The sequence below is a fragment of the Deinococcus hopiensis KR-140 genome (genome assembly GCF_900176165.1).
In the GTDB taxonomy this organism is placed as follows: Bacteria; Deinococcota; Deinococci; order Deinococcales; family Deinococcaceae; genus Deinococcus; species Deinococcus hopiensis.
The window spans coordinates 297,062-312,632 of record NZ_FWWU01000004.1; the positions used below are offsets into that span (position 1 = coordinate 297,062).

Here is a 15,571-nt window from a genome sequence, read left to right on the forward strand (position 1 = left end):
TCAGCGCCTCAGGAAGCGATGACCGGTATCCGCCGTGGGCGTGGTCAGGGCTGCTTTCCGAATCTGGGCTACAGTGGCGATTGCCTCGAAGGTGTCGTCCAGGGTGAAGCCCTGCCCAGCCAAGGTGCGGCGGTAGACCTCAGTGTGGAGGTCCGTAAAGCCCTCGCTGAACTCAACCTCCTGCCCATCGATGGTGATGGAGCGGTAGGTGCGCTGACCTTTGGCACTCAGCGCCTCCGGGATATAACTGGGATCAATAGACAGGAACCACCGGACGCGAGCGCGGTCGAGTTCGAGGTATCCAGCGCAGACCGTCTCAGTCCGCTCGTGGACTTCCACATGCTCAATGTGACCGAACATCCACGACAGCATGTCGTAAAAATGCACACCGATATTGGTAGCAAGACCGCCGCTCTGCTCCTCACGGCCCTTCCAACTGCGGAGATACCAGGTACCCCGGCTGGTGATATATGAGAGGTCCACATCACGCTTGCCACCCGCCGAACCGTCCAGTTCGGCCTTCAGCCTCTCCAGCGCGGCGTGGGCACGCAGTTGCAGGATGGTCCAGACGCGCTGGCCCGTCTCAGCCTCTACTTCCTTGAGGGCCGTGATGTCTTCTGGGTTTAACACGATGGGCTTCTCACACAGTGCATCGCCGCCCGCCCGCAGGGCCATTCGGATATGGGCGTCGTGCAGGTAGTTGGGGCTACAGATACTCACGTAGTTCACGCCCTGTCCCCGCCGCCGCGCGTCGTGCAGGTAGCGTTCGTAGATCTCGGGCTGTGTAAAAAACTCGGCCTGTGGAAAGTATGAGTCGAGGATGCCTACCGAGTCGAAGGGGTCCAGCGCCGCGACGAGCGTGTTCCCACTATCCTTGATGGCCTTGAGGTGACGAGGGGCGATATAGCCAGACGCGCCCGTCAGGCCGAAGCGCTTTTGTTCGGAAGCGGTCACAGGAGGGTCACCTTCTCGCTAGCGATGCCGCGTGTGGCATATCGGGTGTCGAGAACAGCCTGGGCCTTCTGCACCACACCGGCATAGTCCACGTCGCTGTGCTTGGTGGTGATGATGATGAGGTCCGCGCCATGGATGGTCTCATCGGTGAGGTCCACGCCGGTAGCGTGAACTCCGTGCTCATTGACCTCGGGCGTCCAGGTGTCGTGGAAACTCACTTCTGCCCCAGCACGCTGAAGCAGCTTGTAGACCTCAATGGCCGGGGACTCGCGGTAGTCGTCGAGGTCGCTCTTGTAGGCCATGCCCAGCAGCAGCACCTTGGAACCGTTGAGCGGTTTGCGGGCGGCGTTCAGCACCCGCGCTGCCTTGTCCACCACGAACTCGGGCATTTTGCGGTTGGTCTCGCCCGCCAAGGCGATGAAGTGGGTCTGGAAGTTGTACTCGCGCGCCTTCCACTCCAGGTAATGCGGGTCGAGGGGAATACAGTGGCCGCCTACACCTGGGCCAGGGTAGAAAGGCATGATGCCGAAGGGCTTGGTAAACGCCGCGTCCAGCACCTCCCAGACGTTGATGCCCATGCGGTCGCACAGCAGGGCGATCTCGTTGGCGAGGGCAATATTCACGGCGCGGAACGTGTTCTCGTAGACCTTGACCATTTCGGCGGCCTTGGCGCTGCTGACGGGGACGACATGTTCGATGGCCTGGCGGTAGAACGTGACGGCCACCTCCAGGCTCACTGGATCATGGCCGCCAACCACCTTGTTGGTGTTCTTGGTGGTGTAGCGGGCGTTGCCGGGGTCGACCCGCTCAGGCGAGTGGGCCAGGAAAAATTCCTCGCCCACACGCAGGCCGCTCGCCTCCAGCAGCGGCTTCATGACCTCTTCGGTCGTGCCGGGGTAGGTGGTGCTTTCCAGGCTGACGAGCTGGCCAGGGCGCAGGTACTTGGCAATCTCAGCAGTGACACCCTGCACGTAGCTGAGGTCGGGGCTGAGGTTTATATCGAGCGGCGTGGGTACGCAAATAACAATCACGTCGAGATCCGCCACGACAGCAAAGTCGGTAGTAGTACTGACTAAGCCCTGTTCCACGATGTCCCGCAGATCCTCGTCGCGCACGTCGCCGATGTAGTTCTGACCGCGCGCCACCATTTCAGCCCGCTGGGGGTTGCGGTCTATGCCCGTGACGTGAAAGCCCACCTTGGCCTTCTCGACCAGGAAGGGCAGCCCCACGTAGCCCAGCCCCACCACACCGATCCTTGCCGTGTGGTCCTCTATCCGGCGAATCAGGGCCGCCGCATAACTCTCCTGCACTACCTGCTCCATAGTCACCTCGTTCACTCTCTGTTTGAGACGCCATCAACAGGATGAATCTTATTTCTGGTCCTGCGGGCCGACGAACAACAACGGCCCAAGAATAGCCCACGCTTTCCTCATGATTGCAACGCGGGCGGGAATAGCGTGAGGAACGCCACGGAAAAGTGGGAACCTCCCCAAGGCACCCATCAGGCTGACCGCCGTTCTTCGCCATATCGTACTTTCATTGATTCACAGGAGGGAGACACCATGAAGATGCTTGAAGGCAAAGTGGCGTTTATTACAGGCGGAGCCAGTGGGATCGGCGCAGGTACAGCGCGGAGGTTTGCGCAGGAAGGCGCTCAAGTGGTCCTCGCCGACGTGCAGGCTGAGGAAGGCGAACGCGTGCGCACCGACATTGAGGAGCAGGGCGGTCAGGCACTGTACGTGAACTGCGACGTGAGCGACGCTGAATCGGTACGGCAGGCCATCCAGGCTGCCGTGGAGCGGTTCGGGCGACTAGACGTGGTGTTTGCAAATGCGGGCATCAACGGCGTCTGGACACCTATCGACGAGCTGGAGCCCGAGGAGTGGGATAAGACCTTGAACATCAACCTGCGGGGCACCTATCTGACCGTCCACTACGCTGTACCGCACCTCAAGAAGGCGGGCGGCGGAAGCATCATCATCACGAGCAGCGTCAACGGTAACCGCACCTTCTCTAGCCCTGGTGCGAGCGCCTACAGCACCTCCAAGGCCGGGCAGGTCGCATTTATGAAGATGATCGCGCTGGAACTCGGCCGAGACAACATCCGCTGTAACGCGGTGTGCCCTGGAGCGATCCACACCAACATCGAGCAGCGCACCGAGCACCGCGACACCGAAAAGCTCGGGATCGAGGTCGAATTGCCCGAGGGCAGCCCCGCCCTGAACGAGGGTCAGGGTGAGCCGGTGGACGTCGCCGACACCTGCCTGTTCCTAGCCTCGGACCTCAGCCGCCACGTATCTGGCGTGGACATTTATGTGGACGGGGGTGCGTCACTGCTGCGCTAGAAAACGTCTCTTTGAGCAAAAAGAACCCCACGGGGAGGCGCAGACTACGGTCATGGTGTCTCCCCTGCTTTCGGTTCTCGATGTGGTTCCCTCTCCTCCAAACAGAGCAGTGCTGAGGCTATTTAGGCCATGGTAGCTCTCGCCCAACATGTGGAGGCCCTGGGTACCACTCGGTACTGGCTAGCTGAACATCACAACATGCAGTCGCTCTTCAGCAGCGCTGCCGAACTACTGATCGCTGCCCTGAGCAGTCGACTCACTACCCCCCAGGTCCCATCAACGACGCGACCTTGCCCATTCCGCCGTCCGCCGCAACCCTTCCTTCAGGGTGAGGGGTTGTCCGAGCACACCTTCAGCCTGCTGGACATCCAGTACTGAGCGCTGAAGGTCTCCGACGCGAGGAGGCGCAGCCTGCAGTTCCGCCTGTACCCCAAGCGCCGACGCGAGTTGCTCCGCCAGCTCCCGGGTGGTTGTGGCCTTCCCCGTACCGATGTTCAGTAGACGTGGAGTCCGGCCTTCCGCCGCAGCCAAATTGGCTTCCGCGACGTCTCCCGCATAGACGTAGTCGCGAACGCACCCGTCGTCGCCAACCTCCTTCATGGCATTGATGTTAATCGGCTGTCCAGCCAGCAGGCGGTCCGCGAAGATGGCCACGACGCCCGCCTCGCCATGTGGATTCTGGCGTGGGCCATAGACGTTGGCATACCTCAGCGACACGTAATCCAACCCGAACTGCTGGCGGAACGTCTCCAGGTAGTACTCAAAGGACAGCTTACTCGTGGCGTAAGGACTGTAGGGACGGGCTGCCGCAGTTTCATCGGCTGCCCCCACTGGCACTTCACCGTAGATGGCCCCACCGGTTGAGGCGAACACGATCCGCTGGGTCCCCACTTCCAGGGACGCTCGCAGCACATTTATTCCGCCGATAATGTTGATTTCGGCGTCAAGGACCGGCTCACGAACACTGACGCTCACGCTCGCCTGCGCTGCCTGATGACTGACGACCACTGGCTGGAATTCCTGAAAGGCAGCGCTCACCGCGCCTGGGTTTCGTACATCGATCTCATATAACGAAACCCCCAAGGGCAAGTTCTCGCGCTTACCACTGGACAGATTGTCTAAGGCAGCCACTTCCCAGCCTCCAGCTAAGGCGCGCTCCACCACATGACTTCCAATAAAACCTGCTCCGCCAGTAACCAACATGCGCTTCTGTTTCACAATGTAAAAATATCAGTCCCATAGTAGAGCATGATCGGCACTGCTCTTCCGGAACAGACCCCTATCTGGTCCTCCGGGCGCAGGCCTAGCGCCGCGAGTTCCTCAGACTGCAGGGCGAGCTGCTCGGGGCCCAATCGCCCGGCGGTTCCCGTAGCGACGAGGTACGGCACCTCGAAGGTGCTCAGCGTGCGCGCTGCAACCAGGGCGCGGTGTGGCGCAGGCAGGTGGCGTACGAGGCCGAGCAGCCACGCCTCACCATCTGGTCCGAGGCGCTCGGCGTGGTCCACGGTCAGCAGCGTGGGGGGCAGGGAAGCGAGCATCGCCGCCGCGCGCTGGGGCGTCAGCCGGTCACCCTCCTGCGTCTCCTGGAGCGACTCGGCCAAGGCCGGATTGAGCGCCTGGATACCCGCGATCAACGCCTGAACGAGGGCGTCCACCTGCCCGCCTGTTTCCCGCAGGTCCACCGCCACGTGGGCGGGAACCTGCGCGCCGGCCTGCCCCAGAAGCACGCTCTTGCCGTAGCCGGAGGGAGCGATCAGGAGGGTTACACGGGGCGTCTCTTCACCCAGAATGGCCTGCAGCAGGCGGGGCCGTGTCAGCAGAGCTGGGCGTACGCCCCCACTGTGAACGGGGACCTGGCCCTCTGCTCCACCGCCCGCCCGTGCCGCCTCGCCTCGCCCAACTGCCATGTCCAAGAGCATCGCACCACTTGATGTGACTTGCCTCCTGCCGCCAATGCCTGGGTTCTCCCAGAAACGCTCCACAGCCTCAATTTGATAGGTGCAGCCCTATGGAAAAGGGCAAAGTTCGGGTCACCCACCCCTGGGCGAGGCCCAGCCAGGGGATGAACCCACCCCTCACCTACCCACGCTGCCACACGCCCGCCTGGCATTCGTAGGCTGCGCAAGGGAGAGTGGGTGGGTCAGGTCCTGGACAGTTCAGGACACCGCCGTTGATCTTGTACGGACAGAGCGAGCAGCGGAGAAAGTACGTTGCCCCTCACGTTCGAGCTTTTCGGTGCAACGTGCTCGGCGTGCTCTTGAAAAGCTTCTCGAAAGGTGAACCCGTCTCAGCCTTCCGCCTTCTGCCGCTCCTCCTCCGCGTAGCCGCGCGCCTGCAATTCGTACAGTTGCGCGTAACGCCCGCCCAACGCGAGCAGCTCACCGTGGGTGCCCGATTCGGTGATCTTGCCGCCCTCCAGCACCACGATTCGGTCGGCGAGACGCACAGTGGAGAAGCGGTGCGAGATCAGGACGGTGATGCGGTCGCGCGTCTCGCGCCGAAGCGCCTCAATGGTGTCAAACTCGGCTCGGGCGTCAAGGGCCGCGGTGGGCTCGTCAAACACGAGGACCGAGGCGCCGCGGAAGTACAGCCGGGCCAGGGCCAGGCGCTGCCACTGACCGCCGGACAGTTGCTGTCCGCCCTGAAACAGGCGGCCGAGCGGAGTTTGCAGGCCCTCGGGCAGCGTCTCCACAAAGGCGGCTCCAGCGCGGTCCACCGCCTGCCCTATGCCGGGTTCGTCGTCCATGCGTCCCGTCTGGGCCACGGCGACGTTCTCCCCAGCACTCATCTGGTATTGCCCGAAGTCCTGGAAGATGCTGCTCATTTCGCGCTGCACGCTGCGGGGCGAGAAGAGCGCGGCGTCCTGGCCGTTGAGCAGGATGCGACCGCCCGTCGGCTCGAACAGACGGGTGAGCAGCTTGACGAGGGTGGTCTTGCCGGCCCCGTTCTCGCCCACGAGCGCGAGGGCCTGGCCGCGTTCCACCCGGAAACTCACCCCGCGCAGCACATCTCGCTCGGTAAGGGGATAGCGGAAACCGACGTCCTGAAACTCGATGGAGTGGATGGGCCCCTGCCACTCCTCACCCGAGTTCAGGTCACGGGCAGGCAATTCCAGAAAGCCGAAGAGGTTTCGCATGTACAGCAGGTTTTGGTAGATGCCGCTGACCCCGTTCAACACGTTGCCCACCTGTCCTTGAACCTGAGCGAGGCCCAGCACGAACAGGCTGAAGTCACCGACCGTGAGGCCACCACCCGCTGCCCGGCGCAACACCAGCGCTGAGGCCAGCCCCACCAGCAGGGCCGAGAACAGCGCCGCAGCGAAGGTCCAGCCCGAACGCCGCCGCACCACGTCCTCCAGCTGCCGCCGAAACCCCAGGTAATATTCGCGCCAGCGTGAGAGCAGGTAAGGCTCGAAGCCGAACAGCCGCACCTCCTTGACCAGCGCGTCGCTCGTCAGCACGCTGCCGAGGTAGTTCTGCACCCTCGCGTCGTGGGTCTGGCGACGCAGCATCCGGTAGCCCTCCACGCCGAACTTGTTGCTCACCCATACGCCGGGTAGCGCGGCGAGCAGCACCAGGGGCAGGACCGCCCACCCCAGCCGCGCGAGCAGCGCCCCCACCGAGGCCAGCGTGACGAGCGCCGAGGCCAGCCCCACAAGCTGCGTCGCCACGCCGAGGGGTCGCGACCCGACCTCCCGGTAGGCCTGCTGCAACTGATCGTAGGTCTCGGCGCGTTCGAAGGCCTCCACCGGCAGGCCCGAGGCCTTTTCCAGAATCGAGCGGCTGGTCCGGTGCTGCAGCGCGTCGCCCAGCAGTTCGCGCGCTGCACCCTGCACCGTGGACAGCAGGCCGCCCACGACGGTGAGCCCCACCTGAAGTCCCAGCAGTTGCAGCAGCCGCGTGTAGCTCGCGCCGCCCGCTCCCGCGTGGGCCACGGCGTCGAGTAGCAGTTTGCCTACCCACAGCGTGGCGGCGGGCAGGATGGACGACAGCAAGCTCGTCAGCACGAAGGTGGCGGCGTGGCGCGGACTGGCCTGCCACACCAGGGCCAGCGTGTTGCGGAAGTCCGCCGTCCGGACCTGCAGGGAAGCGGGGGCCGAACTCGGTGGCGGGCCGGGAGAGCGGGAGGACATCACGGGGGCCAGTCTGCACCTCTCGCTCTCCACTGGGCAGGCCTTCGATTACAGAGGTGAAGCGTGGGGACCCATAAAGGCTCCTCTCCTTCCTTCCCCGAAGTTCTGTACTCCTTGATCCCTCTTTGCCCCGTGGCAGGAAGGACCGCTTCCATGTCGCCCAAATACGATCAATGTCCTCTCGACCACCTTCAGGCGTTCATTCTCGCGTTCCAACTCCGTGTGCCGGTCCTCCTGGCGCTCTCCAGCGAGGCGGGGCGTGCCCGCCTCGAGGAACTGTGCTTTCCAGCCGTGAATCACGGCTCTCGTTGACGCCGTGCTGTCGTGCAGTTGCCTGCCGAGAACAGCCAGAACAATCTGCGCTTTCGTGTCCGTTGCCCAGCTTTTCCGTTGCTTGCCCATACTTTCCCTCCAGTGTGCTCACCCCTCGCAAGTGGGCGCGTGATTTTGGAAGGATTTCTTGGAGCATTACCGCCAGAACTCACGCGCCTTCAGTTCGGCGACCAGGACAGCCAGGTCTTTCCACACCGTGACCCCTATGAACGACGTGCGCTCCTGAGGCCGACCCTGACGGTCGTTGAACTTTTCCGTCCTAACCGAACGAGAAGTTCAACGACCGCATCGCCGCTGGGCGTATAACGCAGTCCCGGTGTGGCGACCAAGTTGCCACCCAGCAACGCATGATTGATGCCCTGAGTTAAGCGCTATCCATCGCTCCGGTCGGCCAACGTGGCGAAGTCACCATCCAGCTTCTCGTAGCGCAGGGTGGGCAGGCGAACCCTCGTGCGCGTCTGTCCCTCCTTCTCCCACTTCTCCTGGCCGACCGTGGCTTCGCCCTCCGGCCATCTCCGCCGCCGGCGTCAATGCCTGGCGTTTCGCTTGCAGGTCCGCGAGGTGAAGGCGCGCGTCCCGCTCCTTTTGGTCCAAGCAGGCGAGCCACCAAGCGCTGCTGTCTTTCGCCGCCGCTTCTTCCTTGCGAGCAGCCACCGCTTGATTCAGGTCCGTCTCCGCCACCAGGATCAAGCGGTTGAGCGTCACTTCCACTGCCTTGCGTGCGAGGTCTTCCAAGCGACTCGTCATCGCTGCGGACATGGACTTGAGTGCCGCTTCGGTCTTGCCAATGATCGACGGGCGAACGTGCAGTTCCGCCTCCGCAACTTCGACCTTGTCTCCCACGAAACCGGGGAACACGAAGGCGTCCCGGCCCTGTCCCAACTCGCGTTGAACCTTGAAGCCCACGTCGCCGGACGAGCGCATCGCTTGCGCTCCGTCACGCAGGAACAAGACCCGCTCGCGCTTGCCTTCAGACTCACCACCAGGCAGAACTCCTGGTCCAGAAAAAACAGTTTGCCCCGACCACTTACGCTCGGCTTCAGCATCGTCTTCATGCTGCGTCCTTCATCCGCGTTCTGTGAGATGAAATCTTTTGAGTCCCGCCCACCTTTGGGCCTATCGCGGGGGTCCCACCCCAGGACTGCACACAGAGGCCGGAGCAGGAGTGGGGCGGGGCCCCTCCGTGAGAGAGTCTCGGGAAACGGGAGACAAATCCGCCTGGTTATTACGAGTATATCCGAAATACTTCTACAGGTCTAGGTTTTTCGCCGGGGTCTGCAAACGAGATACTTCTATAGGTCTCACTTTTGCCTACCCAGGCTTCCCGAAATACTTCTATAGGTCGTACTTTGAAAAAGGAGCAAATTTGGAAATACTTCTATATGTCTGGGTAGCCGTATGGGTTACCCACAGCTCAAAAGACTGCTTCTTGTATCTTCCGGTGTAGCGCAATCACCACCTTAAGGCCAACTTTTTGATGTCTCTTTGCACGTCACAGCCCCCACATTTTCACCTTCAACCTGAGCGATTTCAGTGGCTTCGTGACAAACTTTTCCCCTTCTCAATCTCTCTTCGACCTGAAAAAAACCCTCTGAAAGAGCGGCCAGGTCTTACGTTTTCTCCTTGAATCTCTCTCCACTTCCACCATTCGGCGAGCAAGATCTCGGGGCACAAGTGGTCGCTGACTTCGCGCGCCAAGCCCCTTTTGGGCGGTGGATTTGAGACGCCTCAGACCGCTCCGGAAGACCCTAGCTCGCGGAACGTCGAGAGTTTGTTGTTGGCCAACGACATGGTGTACGAACCGTTGTTGAACTCGATTGATCGCGCCACATCACCCTGCTCAAAGACCACCGCCTCCGGCTCCTCATACCGCAACCCTCTGCGGTGTTCCGCCTCCTAGGTCTCCGTATTCGGAGCGACGTTTAGGAGGAGCTGCATGCGCCCAACTCCACGGCGATGCGCTGATCGTCCTGAGCGTCAGGAGCACCACACGCGTCTCGCTGGTGCGTTGAGAAGGGGTGGTTCCTCCTCCGCTCCCGATCTTGTTTCCTGCTTGCCCGTTCCCTGGGAAGCTCGCTTCGTCAAAGAATTCGCCCTCGAAAGGGCGGTCTGTAGGCATTACAGTCCTGCTGATTTCTTCTCTACTTCCACCATTCGGCAAGCAGAATCTCTCGCCACAATTGGTTGCTTAACCTCGCACGTCAGACTCCTTTTGCGGAGGCAATTCGAGACAGCTTGGGTGAAAAACGTACCTCATTCTTGGGCAAATGGAAGGCAGATTTCCACCGGGAAAAACGGCGAATTCCTCTCCTTTCCTTCAAGTCTGGTGGTCTTGCCGCGCTCATTTAAGCGTCGTCAACGGAGAAGCTGACCTCTCCGCTTGATAGCCTATGAATGGCGAGCGCGAGGGACTTTAAGCTTCGCACGCTGGAGAGTTTCAGGGCGTTTTTTCGCTTCGCTCGTTGTCAGAGAAGGCCTTCCTGCTCCGGCCTTTCCAGCGTGATTCTGCTCTCCTTTTCTCTCGGTTCTCCTTCGGCCACTTCAGTTGGAACGTGCCTGTCTTGCCGAAGTTGTCGACCGCATTTTCCTGTCAAACCAGATGCTTCCGAAGTATCTAGCCTTCGGGTTTCTCCTCCCGGTTCGCCGGTTGTCTGGCTTCCTTCCCTCTTCCTGAGCGCAGGGTATGGTCTGCCACTTCCCGTTCCGGGCCGGCACTTTTCGGCTCAGGAAATGGGGGATTTCAAGGAATTTTTCTTCCCTGGAAATAAGGCGTCTGCTCCAGAATGGGTGAGGTCCTTCGCTAGAGAAACCAGGGAGAGAAGCTTTTATTCTCAGAACCTGTAGCAGGACTTTGTCACTCTGGGGCGGCGCTCAGCCGCCCCTTGCTGTGGTGACCGATCTTTGTAGGTATGCCTGTCCCACACAATTGGCAGCGGTCGTTCTCCAACTTTCTGTCTCCCTGTCTGAAAACCCTTGACCACCCCAAGCAGCGCGCTTGCCTCCCCAGATACATCCGCGGCCTCCTCGCTCCACTGGAACGGAAGAGCACTGAACCCATCGCCGAGTACCTCGGGCTGGCGTATCAACGCCTCCACCACTTCCTGAACGTCAGCCCTTGGGACACGGACCCGCTCGAACGCCTGTTCGCTGAACGCGCTCAATCCCTGTGTGGTGGTCAGAACGGCGTGCTGATCATTGATGACACTGCCCTGCCTAAGAGTGGCGAGCACAGCGTCGGCGTCGCTCACCAGTACTGTGGTGCGCTCGGAAAACTCGCCAACTGCCAAGCTCTCGTTACCCTCACCCTCGCCGATCAGCGCGTGTTCGCGCCGCTCGGGATGCGGCTGTTCCTCCCCAAGAGCTGGACTGACGATCCAGAGCGTTGCTGCCTGGCAGGCGTGCCTGAGGACCTCCAAATGTACAAGTCGAAGGGCGATCTCGCCTTGGAAGAACTCGACCGCGTGCGAGCACAGGGTGTGACATTCCGCATCGTGCTGGCTGATGCTGGGTACGGCGTGAGCGAAGAGTTCCGCCGCGCGCTCACCACCCGGGGCCTTACCTGGGCTGGCGGAGTCGTCGGTCACCAGAAGGTGTTCGGCGAGCACGTGACCGTACACGACCCGCCGCCGAAAGCCAAGGGGAAGGGGCGACCCAGCAAGCATCCGGTGCCGAGTGAACAGGCACGTCCCGTCAGGGACGTGCTGCATGCCTTACCGCCGCACCACTGGCACACCGTGAAAGGCGGTAAGAAGTCGCGCTGGCTCGTTGTGCGAGCACGCATTGCTGACGGTGTCGAGGATGCACGGGGACGTCATCTACCCGGCGAACTGGTGTGGGTGGTCGGGGAGAAGCGGCGGGGTGGCGAGGTCAAGTACGACGTCACCAGTCACCCGGCAAACGCGTCCAAAGCGCAGATCGTGCGAGACATCAAGGCCCGCTGGTCCTGCGACCACCCTGCACGAGCAAGCCAAAGAGGAATTGGGGCTGGATCACTTCGAGGGACGGTCCTGGCGGGGCTTGACTGACATCTTGCACTTTTAGAAAAGGTCGTCTGGAACGGGCTTTTGGCCCCATAGTGGGGTGTGAACCCAAAAGAACCGCGTTCCAGACGTCTGTATTCTGACATCCTGCGCTGCTTTGCCCGCAAGCAGCACCGGGAATCGTTTGAAGTCTTCCTGGACCTGTTGTTGGATGGTTCCGGCAGACCTCTGCCGGAACGCGCCACCGTCAAATCCCCCTCGGCCCTCAGCCGTTTTCTCAACCATGCGAATTGGAACACCCGTCAGCTGTGCCGAGTCATGCGTCAGCACGCTCTAGAGACGTTGCAGGACCTATGGCGACAGCAACCCCATCAGCGCCCCCGGCTGGAACTGCTGGTGGATCTCACCAGTCTGGAAAAGACCGGCAAGTTCGTTGAACTTGCCGATTGGGTCCACACCTACCACAGCGTCCACGGCGTTCACTTGGTGGTGTTGTACCTGTGCTGTGGGGAGCTTCGTCTCCCCTGGGCTTTTCAAGTCTGGCGGGGGAAGGGATCCCCTTCCCCCGCACAACTCGCCCTGAAGTTGCTCCGAACAGTCCCTGCCACGTTGCTGAAGGGGAAACGTCGGCCTCGTCTGCACGCAGACGGGGGCTTTGAGAGTGCCGAATTCATCCAAGGCGTGCTGACTCGGGGGTTGGACATCGTCGTGGGCGTGCGTTGTACCCGCAAGCTCGAAGATAGCCGCCAGCTCCGCGACCTGATGGTACGGGGGAGCCTGGTCAAGCCCTGTGGGCTTGACCAGGCGATGTGTGTCTCCTGGGTCTGGCTGTACCGAAACAAGGAGCCGGAGCAACGCTTTGTCATGTCGAATCTCGACTTGGGCGGCAAGTACCTGGCACGGGTGGGGAAACGCCGGTGGCGGATCGAAGCCTTTTTCAAGACGGTCAAGGGACGTTTTGGGCTTGAACGCTTCGCCCAGCACAGCAAGCAGGGCGTGCTGCGCTGGTGGTGCTTATCAGGCATGGCTTTTCTCTTGTGCCATGTTCAGAACCTCGACCTGCCTGTGAGTGTGCCGCACTCGTGGCCGGACTGGGGCGACCTGGCGAGTACCGTACGGTTCTCGTTCGTCTCCGAAGTGCGTCGTAGAGCCCTCCAACTCGAACTTGATGCTATTGATGCCTTCCAGCACGCACTTCTGACGTCCTCCACCTAAACTGCAAGATGTCAGTTGACCCACCACGTGGCGTTGGTGATGTTGACGATGCTGTTTTTGCAAACCGTACGTGCCGCTACCTGCGGTACCGCGCAGGTCATCACCCTGCCGCAGGCACGACGAGAGGCGAGCCGGACCCTTGAAGAGGTCCGGCTGGGTCGGTGCCCACACTGCGGGGAACAGGTGCGGGGAGCACCCCCATGAGCTCTCAGGAGAGTGACGAAGTCCTGCTAGTGGGTCACTTGGCATGATTGTAGGTATTCACTGGACGACCTGAAGGGTCGTCGCGCCAGACCCACCCAGAGGATGTCGCCTCGCATAGGCTCGCTGACGGCGAGCCCTTCTTTTTCCTCCCCAAACGAACGGGTTCGGGTGCGCATTCCATCCTCGAGCCGCCCTCTCCAACCACTGGATGATTTGAGTTGGGCTACTCGGACATTGACCTGCCAACGCACGACGAACCAAGATGCGCTGAATCGACTCCGCCATATTGAGCCAACTCCCGGCCACAGGGGTGTACAGCGGCATGATGCCCTGCTCCATCAACCAACACACCAGTGCTGGCGTCTTATGTCCGATGAGATTGTCGAGGATCAGCAACATGCGAAGAGGCGGCAAGGTGTCGAGCAGCGTGAACTTGACGCACAGTCCTTCCTGCCACCTTTCCCACGCGGCACGGTTGTCTGCCGGTGGCAACGGTGTTGCCCCCGGCAGGGGTTGGAGTACTTCGGAGAGGGTCTGTCGCAGCCAAGGGTGAAGCACCGCATTCGTACAGCTGGTCACTCCACGAACACGGACCTGACCGCTGGCAGGATGAAAGAGGGTCAGCAACTTCGCCGTCCCTGCGCGGACATCCTCGTGTGGGAGACGCGTCGGTTGTCCTGCAGGTTGCCAGGCGCTCCCAGGCTGGAAAATGGCCTGGTAGGGTCCGGCTTCGTCTTCGACCCACACCGCCAGGCCACCTTGTTCCCCTTCAAGGTATGCGCGTTCGATCAGTTTTTTTTGGCCTCGGTATCTGGGTCCTGTACGATGACGACGCCTGTTTTGCGTTGTCGTCTGGCCTTTCCCGTTTCGCACCAGGTTCGGTCCCGCTGCCAGGTCAGCCCGGCTTCGTGTAAGACACCCAAGATGGTGAACGTGCTCAAGCGTTCAAATCCGGGTTCACGACGCAGCACCTTTTGCAGGGTCACCAGAGACCAGGTGGCCGTGCCGTCTTGCTCCCGATCGGGGGTACGACGCGCTGTCTCTAAGATACGGTTCCGCTGAGCGGAACCGTAGACGACGGGAGGACGCCCACCTGGACGTGTTTCGAGTGCTTTTAACCCGTGTTGATTGAAGCGGGAGACCAGACGCGCGACGCCTTCACCGGATCGTCGTCCGCACAACCGAGCCGCTTCGGTATAGGCCATGCCGGTCGACACCGCGAGAATCGTCTTCGCCCGGCCGACGACAATCGCTGCGGTGTGATGCGAACGGCTCAATCGCTCCAAGGTCGCGCGTTCCTCTTCGGTCAGGGAACGCAGCGGGTTTTTCTGGACACGCGGCACCCTAAAAGCCTATACGCAAAGCAAGTGACCCACTAGTACTACAGTTGCATTTGGCGATTGGGTCCCTCAAACACGGGAATTCTCGGGAGGTGACTGGTGACAGAAAGCCCTTGAACAACAGGCTCCTGGAGCAACTGCAACTGTAGTACTAGCGCCCGTCCAGAAAGTCGCGCACCTGCTGATAAACCCCGGCGTCCACCAACAGCTGACTGTGCGACAGGCAGGACGTCTGGGTGTTGAACGCTCCCAGCAATGCCACGCTGCCCAGCGGCCGAATGACCTCATCGCAGGGAGACCACCACGTACCGTAACGGACCGCGTCCGGCGTCTCGTCGCCAGCGTTGAGTTCGGTGAGAAAGGCCGAGTCCGGGCGCATCTCCGCGCAGGACACGTCCGAGCAGTTGTAGGCCGCCTCCGTGCCGTGGTTGGGCCCAGCCAGCGAGACCCAGGCATCCACCTGGTTGCCACTAGACCCACGCAGGTAGGCCCGCGAGGACAGGCTGCCCATCGAGTGCGCGACGATGTCCACCCGCCGAGCCCCCGTCTGGGCGAGGATGGCGTCCACCTTCTGCGCGATCAACCGGGCGGTGTCCCAGTTGGACAGATGGGTGTCGTACGTCCAGGAAAACAGCTCCCCGTCGGTCCAACCGTCCTGCCGAAAGCGGTTCACCATGACCAGCCAGACCAGCCCTGCGGAATTGTAGCCGTGCACAAACAGGATGGGATCATGCGCAGGCCCAGGGGCTGGACTGGGGGCCGGCGGCACGGGAGACGGTGTGGTGGGGGGTGTGGGAGGCGGTGGAGCGGGGGGTGTGGGAGACGGCGCGGTGGGAGGGGTAGGAGACGGCGGGGGGGATGGTGCAGGATCCGGAGCGGGCGACGACGGCGGTGTGACTGGGGCTGGCGTGGAGGGGGGTGCCGGTGAGGCCGAAGGACTGCACGCGCCGAGCAGGCTGCCGGTCAGGACCATCAGGAAGAAGCGCTGAAGCAACGGAGACATCTACCACGTATTCAAACGTATTTTCGGCAGGTGCAAGGTGCTCCGGGCTGCCCTCCCCAGGACCA

Annotated in this window: 12 protein-coding genes and 1 pseudogene; 3 read left to right on the forward strand and 10 right to left on the reverse strand. The window is 61.7% G+C overall.

All coding sequences use genetic code 11. From position 1 onward, the window contains the following. Entirely contained in the window at nucleotides 1-954 is a 954-nt protein-coding gene (locus B9A95_RS04520; protein WP_084045738.1) for a Gfo/Idh/MocA family protein, read from the reverse strand. Continuing rightward, complete coding sequence (locus B9A95_RS04525; protein ID WP_084045739.1) at nucleotides 951-2,276, reverse strand: nucleotide sugar dehydrogenase; 1,326 nt, start codon at nucleotides 2,274-2,276, stop codon at nucleotides 951-953. Before B9A95_RS04525 ends, B9A95_RS04520 begins: the two co-directional genes overlap by 4 nt. 240 nt (nucleotides 2,277-2,516) lie before the next feature. Between B9A95_RS04525 and B9A95_RS04530 the strand changes: the two genes are divergently transcribed. After that, entirely contained in the window at nucleotides 2,517-3,299 is a 783-nt protein-coding gene (locus B9A95_RS04530; RefSeq protein ID WP_084045740.1) for an SDR family oxidoreductase, read from the forward strand. 276 nt (nucleotides 3,300-3,575) lie between these two features. On the opposite strand, the gene B9A95_RS04535 is transcribed toward B9A95_RS04530, so the two are convergent. The 4 genes from B9A95_RS04535 to B9A95_RS04555 form a co-directional block, all read right to left on the reverse strand. Further along, a complete protein-coding gene (locus tag B9A95_RS04535) occupies nucleotides 3,576-4,502 on the reverse strand; it encodes an NAD-dependent epimerase/dehydratase family protein (RefSeq protein WP_084045741.1) in 927 nt (308 codons plus the stop codon). A gap of 11 nt (nucleotides 4,503-4,513) precedes the next feature. Next, nucleotides 4,514-5,206: a hypothetical protein gene (locus B9A95_RS04540; RefSeq protein ID WP_139806448.1), complete on the reverse strand. Its 693-nt coding sequence runs from the start codon at nucleotides 5,204-5,206 to the stop codon at nucleotides 4,514-4,516. A gap of 380 nt (nucleotides 5,207-5,586) precedes the next feature. Further along, nucleotides 5,587-7,431 (reverse strand): ABC transporter ATP-binding protein, encoded by a 1,845-nt coding sequence (locus tag B9A95_RS04545; RefSeq protein ID WP_084045743.1) that lies wholly within the window; start codon nucleotides 7,429-7,431, stop codon nucleotides 5,587-5,589. 738 nt (nucleotides 7,432-8,169) lie between these two features. Further along, the gene (locus tag B9A95_RS04555) at nucleotides 8,170-8,688 is read right to left on the reverse strand and encodes a hypothetical protein (RefSeq protein WP_084045744.1); all 519 of its coding nucleotides are present in this window, start codon (nucleotides 8,686-8,688) and stop codon (nucleotides 8,170-8,172) included. A gap of 1,985 nt (nucleotides 8,689-10,673) precedes the next feature. On the opposite strand from B9A95_RS04555, the pseudogene B9A95_RS04560 reads away from it, so the two are divergent. Together B9A95_RS04560 and B9A95_RS04565 are read left to right on the forward strand one after the other, a co-directional pair. Next, nucleotides 10,674-11,784 (forward strand): annotated as a pseudogene (locus B9A95_RS04560) (IS701 family transposase); the annotation flags it as partial. A gap of 62 nt (nucleotides 11,785-11,846) precedes the next feature. Further along, the gene (locus tag B9A95_RS04565) at nucleotides 11,847-12,959 is read left to right on the forward strand and encodes a transposase (RefSeq protein WP_139806449.1); all 1,113 of its coding nucleotides are present in this window, start codon (nucleotides 11,847-11,849) and stop codon (nucleotides 12,957-12,959) included. Nucleotides 12,960-13,220: 261 nt separating this feature from the next. Here the strand turns inward: B9A95_RS04565 and B9A95_RS04570 are convergent, their stop codons facing one another. The 4 genes from B9A95_RS04570 to B9A95_RS35040 all read right to left on the reverse strand — a co-directional run bounded on the left by B9A95_RS04570 (nucleotide 13,221) and on the right by B9A95_RS35040 (nucleotide 15,513). Then, nucleotides 13,221-14,036, reverse strand: coding sequence for a transposase (locus tag B9A95_RS04570; RefSeq protein ID WP_342744557.1), 816 nt, complete (start codon nucleotides 14,034-14,036; stop codon nucleotides 13,221-13,223). Beyond that, on the reverse strand, nucleotides 13,952-14,506 hold the full coding sequence (locus B9A95_RS04575; protein ID WP_084045747.1) for a helix-turn-helix domain-containing protein: 555 nt from the start codon (nucleotides 14,504-14,506) through the stop codon (nucleotides 13,952-13,954). The genes B9A95_RS04570 and B9A95_RS04575 overlap by 85 nt, the downstream gene beginning before the upstream one ends. A gap of 148 nt (nucleotides 14,507-14,654) precedes the next feature. Then, a complete protein-coding gene (locus B9A95_RS04580; protein ID WP_281255805.1) occupies nucleotides 14,655-15,272 on the reverse strand; it encodes an esterase/lipase family protein in 618 nt (205 codons plus the stop codon). Further along, on the reverse strand, nucleotides 15,232-15,513 hold the full coding sequence (locus B9A95_RS35040; protein ID WP_245808134.1) for a hypothetical protein: 282 nt from the start codon (nucleotides 15,511-15,513) through the stop codon (nucleotides 15,232-15,234). Before B9A95_RS35040 ends, B9A95_RS04580 begins: the two co-directional genes overlap by 41 nt. Nucleotides 15,514-15,571 lie beyond the last annotated feature (58 nt).